The organism is Dellaglioa sp. CoH-56-MRSF-11 (assembly GCF_056782135.1).
In genome coordinates, this window is sequence record NZ_JBXAYE010000007.1 from 58292 (window position 1) to 67967 (window position 9676).

10 protein-coding genes are annotated in these 9676 nt (G+C 33.9%); 3 read left to right on the plus strand and 7 right to left on the minus strand.

Features of this window, described 5'->3' with window-relative positions; genetic code table 11:
• Positions 1-103: 103 nt before the first annotated feature.
• The 5 genes from AC1RPT_RS07290 to AC1RPT_RS07310 form a co-directional block, all read right to left on the minus strand.
• Positions 104-2380 carry an FtsK/SpoIIIE family DNA translocase gene (locus tag AC1RPT_RS07290; RefSeq protein WP_481761854.1) on the minus strand — a complete coding sequence of 759 codons (2277 nt, stop codon included), beginning with the start codon at positions 2378-2380 and terminating at the stop codon, positions 104-106.
• Between the two features lie 111 nt (positions 2381-2491).
• Positions 2492-2797: a DUF1033 family protein gene (locus AC1RPT_RS07295; RefSeq protein ID WP_481761855.1), complete on the minus strand. Its 306-nt coding sequence runs from the start codon at positions 2795-2797 to the stop codon at positions 2492-2494.
• Positions 2798-2917: 120 nt separating this feature from the next.
• On the minus strand, positions 2918-3430 hold the full coding sequence (gene trmL / locus AC1RPT_RS07300) for a tRNA (uridine(34)/cytosine(34)/5-carboxymethylaminomethyluridine(34)-2'-O)-methyltransferase TrmL (protein ID WP_409021458.1): 513 nt from the start codon (positions 3428-3430) through the stop codon (positions 2918-2920).
• Positions 3431-3608: 178 nt separating this feature from the next.
• Positions 3609-4481, minus strand: coding sequence for a methyltransferase domain-containing protein (locus tag AC1RPT_RS07305; RefSeq protein WP_481761856.1), 873 nt, complete (start codon positions 4479-4481; stop codon positions 3609-3611).
• Positions 4482-4527: 46 nt separating this feature from the next.
• Entirely contained in the window at positions 4528-5031 is a 504-nt protein-coding gene (locus tag AC1RPT_RS07310) for a YbaK/EbsC family protein (protein ID WP_481761863.1), read from the minus strand.
• 185 nt (positions 5032-5216) lie between these two features.
• Here AC1RPT_RS07310 and guaC point away from each other — a divergent pair, with 185 nt between their 5' ends.
• On the plus strand, positions 5217-6194 hold the full coding sequence (guaC, locus tag AC1RPT_RS07315; RefSeq protein ID WP_481761857.1) for a GMP reductase: 978 nt from the start codon (positions 5217-5219) through the stop codon (positions 6192-6194).
• A gap of 29 nt (positions 6195-6223) precedes the next feature.
• Here guaC and AC1RPT_RS07320 read toward each other — a convergent pair whose 3' ends face one another.
• Both AC1RPT_RS07320 and AC1RPT_RS07325 read right to left on the minus strand, forming a co-directional pair.
• Positions 6224-7402, minus strand: coding sequence for an AI-2E family transporter (locus AC1RPT_RS07320; protein ID WP_481761858.1), 1179 nt, complete (start codon positions 7400-7402; stop codon positions 6224-6226).
• Between the two features lie 14 nt (positions 7403-7416).
• On the minus strand, positions 7417-7770 hold the full coding sequence (locus tag AC1RPT_RS07325; protein WP_409021462.1) for a PTS glucitol/sorbitol transporter subunit IIA: 354 nt from the start codon (positions 7768-7770) through the stop codon (positions 7417-7419).
• A 125-nt stretch (positions 7771-7895) separates the two neighbouring features.
• On the opposite strand from AC1RPT_RS07325, the gene AC1RPT_RS07330 reads away from it, so the two are divergent.
• Positions 7896-8921 (plus strand): lactonase family protein, encoded by a 1026-nt coding sequence (locus AC1RPT_RS07330; RefSeq protein WP_481761859.1) that lies wholly within the window; start codon positions 7896-7898, stop codon positions 8919-8921.
• Positions 8922-8933: 12 nt separating this feature from the next.
• A complete protein-coding gene (locus AC1RPT_RS07335) occupies positions 8934-9572 on the plus strand; it encodes a copper homeostasis protein CutC (RefSeq protein WP_481761860.1) in 639 nt (212 codons plus the stop codon).
• Positions 9573-9676 lie beyond the last annotated feature (104 nt).

Genomic DNA, 9676 nt, shown 5'->3' on the forward strand with positions numbered 1-9676 from the left:
CTTTTAAATCGGATGTTCTTTTACCATGATAATTGAAAGACTAGTGAAACACAAATTTAATTGTTTCGTAATCTGTTTAGGCTAAACAAAAAAACTGAAAGCCCTAATTAGGACCATCAGTTTCTTCATTTATCAACACTTTGCGCGGCTTACTTCCCTCTGGCGGTCCAACGATTCCTTTTGCTTCCATTTCATCAACAATTCTAGCAGCTCGATTGTAGCCAATCCTAAAACGTCTCTGTAACATGGATACACTGCAAGATTGTTCATGAGTCACTAATTTAACAGCGTCCCCAAATAATTCGTCTTCTGAATCAGACGCTGATCCTGAGTTAGCTGTTTCTTCATCAGTCACAATCATCGTTTCATCGTATTGTGGTTCTTGCTGATTTTTAATAAACGAAATAACACTTTCAACATCTTTATCTGAAATGTAAGCATCTTGTACACGAATGGGTTTATTTAGCCCCATTGGTAGGAATAACATATCCCCACGACCTAAAAGCTTTTCAGCACCATTACTATCAATAATTGTTCTCGAGTCAATCCCACTGGAAACAGCGAAAGCCATACGTGATGGTACGTTAGCTTTAATCAATCCTGTGATAACATCAACAGATGGACGTTGCGTTGCCAAAATCATATGGATTCCAGCTGCTCGAGCCATTTGTGCTAAACGAATAATCGCATCTTCAACCTCATTCGAGGCTACCATCATTAAATCTGCCAATTCATCAACAATGACAACAATATAAGGTAACGTTGCTCTTTTTTGTCCGTCATCTGCGTTTTCTTGCATAATCATTTGATTATATCCAGAAATATTACGTTGACTAGCATCTGCAAACAATTCGTAGCGTCGCTCCATTTCAGAAACAACCTTATGTAAAGCTCGTGATGCTTTTTTAGGATTTGTAACAACCGGCGTTAATAGATGTGGAATACCATTATAGACACCTAACTCTACTTTTTTAGGATCAATCAACATAAACTTAACCTGATTTGGTTTCGTATTCATCAATAAACTTGTGATAATGCCATTAATTGCAACTGACTTACCACTACCAGTTGAGCCAGCAATCAATAAATGCGGCATCGTTGTTAAATCTGCTGTTACCAATTGGCCTGAAACATCGCGACCTAAAGGAACTTCGAGAACTTTATCTGGTGTTGGATTCTTTTGTTGAGATTCAATCACATCCCTGAATGAAACCATTGATACTTTAGAATTTGGTACTTCAATCCCAATAAGTGATTTTCCAGGAATTGGTGCTTCAATTCGAATATCTTTGGCAGCAAGTGCTAAGGCTAAGTCATCCGCAAGGTTAACAATTTTACTAACTTTAACACCAATTGCCGGATGTAATTCATATTCAGTAACAGATGGTCCTAAACTCACACTTTTAATTTCAACATCAACACCAAAGCTTTCAAATGTTTGCTTCAATATTTTTGTGTTTTTTTCAATTGTTTTATATTCGCCACTTTGGTCTTCTTTTGGAATTTTTGTAAGTAATGTAACTGGTGGTAATTGGTAATCTTCATTATCATCAGCCACTGTACTTGATATTATCTTAGGATCATCTTCTGAATCTAATTCTGAATCTGGTTCTTGTTGCGTAATGATAGGTGGTTCATCAACGGTCACTTCTCGTTCAGTTTTTATTTCCTTTTCTTCAGTTCTATGGTCAATTACAGGTTTTAATTCTTCTTCATCTTGTTCTGCTTTATTTTCTTTTCTTTCTTCTTTAAAACTATCTATTGCTACTTTCATTCGGCGAAAACCTTCTCTTGTCCAAGCAATAATTACGTTTAGATAGCGTTGAACAGTATACATAACTTCTGAAAAAGAGAGATCAAAAAAAATAAATAATCCGGCTAAGATGAAAAGTACACTAACAATATAGGTGCCTGCTTGTGAAATTAAGAAGTACGATAATTGGTATAAGCTTGCCCCTATCATTCCACCGCCAACTGTTGAACTAACTGCAGATTGTCGAAAATCGGAAACAAGTGTCTGCCATGTATATTGAATAAATTGGCTATGCACCGATGAGTGCCCAACAAACCAGGCTTCAAGAAAGACTAAAACACCAACATATAAAATAACGGATCCCCAATTAATTCTTTTCTTAACTTTGGGCTCTTTTCCCATAATCATTAAGTAACTTCCATATACACCGAGAATTAATAATGCGAATTGATATGTATTACCAACAAACAAACGGAAAACGTTAGCAAATAAAGCACCCAAATATCCCAGTGCTAGCACACCAAATATTCCAAACAATAAAAATATAACACCAATTATATTTTTAGAAAATTTGTATTGAACTGTTTTTTTTGTTGTTCTTTTTTTTCTTTTCTTTTTTTGAGCCAAAACAGTTCCTCCTTCTGTTAAAATAGATACTCAATTATACCATATCTTAATTACCTTCCGTGTCATTGTCTAGTCATTTCCACAAAAAGAGAGTTAATAACAATTATGTTATTAACTCTCTTTTTTGGCTGTAATTTCTTTGCCATCTTTAACTAACAGTAACCCTTGATATAACTGTAAATCATCACCACAATCTGAACAATAATCCATTTGTTCCTCATTCCAAAATGCTGTCAAAAATTGACGTTTACTTTTTTGATGGCTAAATTCAGTGGTAAATGCGCTAGATTGTTCCTCAAAAAAAGCCATCGCTTCATCCATTGAATCAAAATCAACTGTTTTTTGAATATGACTTTTCCAATCATCAAAAAACCACCATGGTTCATCAAATCCAAACATTGTTATTACTTGAAACAAGTTAGCTCACACCCTTCCATTTTATAAAATGACTGTTCATCATAAATACCGGTTTATTTCTTAACCCGAAGCAAGTATAACCCATTTATGAATTTCTAGTCTATAAAATGCTCAAGCTACTTATTTTAGCTTATCATTTTCATACGTGTGTGTTTTATCTAGATTTAAAAAGTCTTGTTGTCTAAGTGTTTCATAAATTACAATAGCAGCTGAATTAGATAAGTTTAAGGCACGAATGTGCGTATCATCTTGTGGAATTCGGATTGCTTTCTCTTCATTTTGGCGCATAAAGTTTTCAGGAAGACCTGTTGTCTCTTTACCAAACAAGAAGTAATAGTCCTTATTCACATCAGAATAATCTACTTGTGAATAAGTTTGCGGTGCAAATTTTGAAACCAAAAAAAGTTGTTTCTGATCTGGAATAGATGCTAAAAAATCTTGTAAATTTTTATGATACGTAATTTTTACTTTATCCCAATAGTCTAGTCCAGCACGTTTTAAATATTTATCGTCTGTTGAAAATCCTAAGGGCTCAATTAAATGTAGTTCAGTATCCGTTCCAGCACAAGTTCTAGCAATATTACCTGTATTAGCAGGCATAAGTGGTTCAAATAATGCAATATGATTCGTCAAAAATTAACATCCTTTCAAAAAATCGTTATTATTTTAGGCAACAAAAAAACGCATCATTTCGGTGTGGGCACGGCGAAAAGATACGTTAATGAAGATCAATTTCCAGAAGCTGACAACATCGTCGACAGTCTCTAAACAACCGAATTCGTATACTCATAATACCACAGCAATTTATTCGTTACAACACTGATTCTAACTTATTTTTACGATATTTTAATAGTGTAACGTCAACCGTAATTTTGGTTAAAGGTTGTTTTTTAGCTTTAGCCTGATTATCTGTTGTAGCTCCCCAATGTAAAGGAGTCATTTCGAGTAAGGCAGGAAACAAGCCTTCTGGAATATCGAATTGATAACTAATTGTAATTTGTTCAGAGTCAGGATAATTTTCTTTAAACAGATTTAAAACCTTTTCATTACTATAACTCCTATTATGACTCTCTTCGTTATATAGAAGTTCGCGTAATTCAACTAAGTAATTTGAATTTGGAATGATTTTTAATAACTGCCCGCCATCCTTTAATACTCGATCAAATTCTGTATAAGCAGAAGGCGAAAAAATATCAATAATTGTTGAAAATGACTTATTATTAAATGGTAGTTTAGCCAAATCAGCAATACAATAAAAAGCATCTGTCTCTTGTTGTGTCGCATAATTGATTGCATCTTTTGAAATATCAAATCCAACGTAAGTGTCTTTAGCATTTTGGCGTGTTACTTCTATATCATGAAGTGGTGTTCCCTCTCCACAACCTACATCCATAATTGTTTCTTCTTCATCAGAAAGCTGCTCAAGAATTTTATCCGTAATCGGTTTAAACAAGCCTGCTTGTAATAACTGTCTCCTTGCTAACCACATATCCAATTCATAATCACTTTTAACCCCATGATTCAAGAAAAAAAGAGTTCCTTTTTTTGATAAATCTATTTGATGATTTTCAGGGCAAAACATCGTCTGGCCTTCAACTTTACTGTAGGGGTTTAAGCAGACAGGACATCTAAATAAATCGATTTTATTTTTTAAAAATACGGCACTTTTCTCAATTTTTTTCAATTTACACTTATTCCTTTTTATCGTTTATTTTACATTCAATAGCTATTTATTTTTCAATGTTAATGTAATGACCTTTAACCAATTCAACAAGTTCTTCACGTTTTACGCCAACAGAACGACCAACTTTACCAGCTGAAACCCAAATTTTATCGAACTCTTGAATTCGTTCATCAAAATAAATGGGAAATCCTTTTCGAACATTAATTCCAATTGGTGTATTTGCGCCATGAACGTAACCAGTAATATTGATTAAATTTTTATTATCTGCTAAATGCAATTGTTTTTCATTTAATTCACGTGCTACTAATTTTAAATCAATTTCAAAAGTAATAGGAAGGCAAACAACTACGTAATCTCTATCACCGTTACTTCCCTGTAAAACAATTGTTTTTAAAATACTTCTTTCATCCGTTCCTAGTTCTTTAGCTTCTTTGCTTGAATCCATTTGTCGACCACCTAAAAAATCAAAAGTATAGCTCTCAAATTCAATATGATTTTGATCTAAAATGCGTTCGTCATTTGTTTTTTTTACTTTTTCTTTTTTTGCGATAATAATCACTCCCAAAATAATTATAGCACGACGTCTATCTCTTCACGTATTCTTATTTAATTTTCGATTTATTTCAAAAATATGTTGACTAAATTCGCTAAATAGCGTAAATTATCAGTTGGTTACTGATAATAATTTAATAAATACTAAAAATAGTTCGTGTTTAAAAGAAATGGGGAAATATTATGCCAGTTTTTGATTATGAAGATATTCAGCTCGTCCCTAACAAATGTATTGTAAATAGCCGTTCCGAAGTCGATACATCTATTCAATTTGGCCCTCGCCGTTTTAAACTACCCGTTGTACCTGCGAATATGCAGACAATTATCGATGAACCGTTAGCAGAATGGCTTGCATCAAATGACTATTTCTATGTCATGCACCGTTTCGATGAAGAGAGTCGCTTACCTTTCGTCAAAAAAATGCATGCAAAAGGTTTGTTTGCTTCTATTAGTGTTGGCGTTAAACCACATGAATGGGCATTAATTGAAGAGCTTGCCGATGCTGATTTAATTCCAGAATATATAACAATTGATGTGGCGCATGGCCACGCACAAAGTGTCATTGATTTAATTCATCATATTAAAAAATGGTTACCAGAGTCATTTCTAATTGCTGGAAATGTTGGCACACCTGAAGGCGTTAGAGAACTAGAAAATGCTGGTGCAGATGCAACTAAGGTTGGTATTGGACCCGGAAAAGTTTGCATCACTAAAATTAAAACTGGATTCGGTACCGGCGGGTGGCAATTAGCCGCTCTTAGATTATGTTCTAAAGCAGCAAGTAAACCAATTATCACTGATGGTGGTATAAGAACTCATGGTGATATTGCTAAGTCAGTCAGATTTGGGGCCTCAATGTGTATGATTGGTTCACTCTTTGCTGGTCACAAACAAAGTCCTGGTGATTTAATTGAAAAAGATGGTAATCTATTTAAAAGTTATTTTGGCTCTGCCTCTGAATATCAAAAAGGTAGCCACACTAATGTTGAAGGTAAAAAAATGCTCGTTCCTTTTAAAGGTGACATTCATGAAACTTTACTTGAAATGCAACAAGATTTACAATCTTCAATTTCTTATGCTGGTGGTAATTCTCTCTCTGCACTTGAAAAAGTCGATTATGTAATTGTTAAAAATTCAATTTTTAACGGTGATACGCTTTAATCAAAAAAGTTAGACAAAATAAAATTTGTCTAACTTTTTTGATTATCTTTATTCGTTTTCTCTGATTCGTCATACAAACCAGAATCCTTTTTATACCATACAAAAATCCGCGTTACAATAACTTTTAGAATTGCATATCCTGGGATTCCAAAAATAACACCTATTAATCCAAAAACCCGTCCCGAACCTAATAAAACAATTAAAATTGTAACGGGATGGATTGCTAAACTACTTCCAAGAATCAATGGAGAAATCAATCTTGCTTCAATTGTTTGTTCAACAATAAAAACAACAATAACCTTTATCAACATAATTGGTGACACGAAAGCAGCAATTACTAGTGCAGGAATCATCGCTAGAAAAGAGCCTAAATAAGGAATTAAATTCAAAAAACCTGCCAAAATCCCTAACGTTAAAGCAAACTTAAGACCAACTACTGAAAAACCAATAACAAATAATATGGCCACAAAGAATGCTACCGTTAACTGACCTCGGATATATTGACTGACTTGTAAATTAATTTCATCTAATAATTCAATGATTGATTTGCGATATCTTACTGGGAAAAAATTTGATAAATACTCAGGTAAATCGTGCCCATCTTTTAATAAATAAAATAAGATAAAGGGTGCTGTTACTAATCCAATGATAAATGTCGTTACAGTACCAACAACGCTACCTAAAGAATCAACTGTTGATCCAATAACTGAGCTCGCTTTTTTGGATACTGTTCCTACGATATCTGTATTTATTTTTTCAATTGAAGTTTTAATAGTATCAAATAAAGATGACGACATAAAATCATTCGTTTGATGTGTGATATTTGACCAATACGTCGGCCAATTTTTAATAATACTAATTGTTTGTGTTTGTACAGCAGGAATCAAAACGACAATCCCCCATACTAAAAACCCAGAAATTACTATAAATACAACTGTAATAACCAAACTTCGATTCAATTTAAAGCGCGTTTCACAAAAATCTATCAATGGGGATATTAAATAATACAGCACGCCAGCTAAAACAATTGGGAAGCCAATAATGCTTAATAACTCTCCAATTGGTGCGAAAAACCAGCCCACTTGTGCTAACATAAAAATAATTAGCAAACTTAACAAAACAATTGATAAAATGCTAACTGTTTTATTATTAACAACCCATTTCCAAAACCATGATCGTTGTGAAGTCGATTTTTCATTTGGGAGCATTTTAATCTACTCCTTTACTTATACGTGATTGTATTACCGACTTTAAAAGTTGGCAATACATGCGGTGTTAAATAAATACCATTTGGTTGTGGATGTTCTGGAACTTCCATAAAGAACAAGGTAGCATGCCCAACCGACTCAAAATTACTTGAAACTAACTCTCCAGCGAAATCAATTTTATAAGTTTGTTCATTAATAATCATTTCATCACCTGTTTTTGGCGAAATAATTTTTTTATCATCTTCAAATGATTGAATGACAGAAACTTGTCTTAAATCATCCGTTGCACTCTGATTGAAAAGGATAACAATAGGTTCCTTTTTTGAGATGGCATCTTTTCCAATTTCTTCAATTCTTGCTGTAATCATACTTTATCGTCTCCCTTATCCTTTATAGTTACCTATAATTATAGCATAGTCCCCAGTATAAATAATAACGTTTACAAAAATATATGATATAATATTGACAATATCATGAGGAGGTATTTGTAACTATGAAAGAGACTATTTTGTTTGGTACATATACAAAAAAGACAAGTACTGGTATCCAACGAGCTCAACTTGATACAATTGAAAAAAAAGTTTCTAACGCTACACCCTATATAAAGGTTGAAAATCCAACTTATCTCACGAAATCGGACAAAGGTGTCTTATATACCGTTTCAAAGAGGTCAGATTTAGGTGGTATATCAGCCTTTACCCTTGCATCAGAAAATCCCCAATTTTTAAATGACGTTTCAGCTGAAGGCGCTCCGCCTGCTTACGTTGCTGTTGATAATAACCGTCAATTAGTCTACAGCTCAAACTACCATAAGGGTCTTATTTCCATTTCAAAAATTCAAACTGATGGCTCATTAGCTCTTATTAATGAAGTTACAAATGAAGGTCATGGTCCAAAACCAGAACAAACAAGCTCTCATATTCATTTCACTGATTTAACACCAGACAATAGGTTAGTTGTTTGTGACCTTGGAACTGATCAAGTGTTAACTTTTGATGTGTCAGATAATGGTGCTATTAAACAAATTGCTGAGTATCGTTCAGAGCCTGGGTTCGGTTCTCGTCATATTGTTTTCCATAAAAATGGAAAATTAGCATACTTAGCTGGAGAGCTCTCAAGTGAAGTTTCGTTACTTAGCTACAATCAAACGGATGGTTCATTTAAAGAGATTCAAACACTTTCATCAATTCCATCTGATTGGAATGCTCATAACGGAATTGCTGCTATTCGCATTTCTAAAGATAGCCGCTTTTTGTATGTCTCTAATCGCGGAAACAACTCAATTGCTTGTTATTCACTTGCTGTTGATGGCACAATGACACTTATTCAACTTATTTCAACTGAAGGTGACTTTCCTCGTGATTTCAGTTTAAATAAAACAGAACAATTTTTGGTTGTTGCTAACCAAAACACTGATAATGCTACCTTATTCGAACGTGATTCAACCTCTGGTAAATTAACTTTACTTCAAAAAGATATTGCCGTTCCAGAATCCGTTTGCGTTTATTTTGAAAATTAGGAGAAATTAAATTTGTTAATTAAAGAAGTTGCAGTTGAAAATTTTACTGATATCCCAAAACAATTTGCCGCTGGTGCTAATCGTTTTGAACTTTGCGATAATCTTGCTGTCGGTGGTACAACTGTCAGTAAAGGTGTTATGTCTGAAACAATGCGTTATGCACAGGACAATGAAGTCCCTGTAATGGCAATGATTCGTCCCCGTGGCGGAAATTTCGTTTATAACGATACCGAATTAAAAATTATGGAGGCTGATTTATTTCAGGCTCAACAACTTGGTGTAGATGGCGTCGTATTTGGCGCTTTAGATACGAATAATAACTTAGACATAGAGGCGATGGAGTTTTTAATTGCAGCAAGTGGTGGCATGCAAATCACTTTCCATATGGCTTTTGATGAAATTCCTAATAATGCACAACTTGATGCGCTATCTTGGTTAGCAGAGCATGATATCGATCGTGTTTTAACGCATGGCGGATCACTTGATAAGCCTATCGAGGAAACGTTACCCCACCTCAAAGAAATTATTGACTGGTCAAACGGTCTCATTAAAATTGTTCCAGGTGGCGGTATTACACTTGATAATGTTGATACTATTGCTGCTAAATTAAACGTTAAAGAGCTTCATGGTACAAAAATAATTTTAAAATAATCATCTAAAAAGGTTCCAACAACTTCATGTACTAGGCCCTGTCAAGTTGACGGATGAAATAATATAAAATTTAATATGTTTCTAAATGGCTTTATCCCAGTATT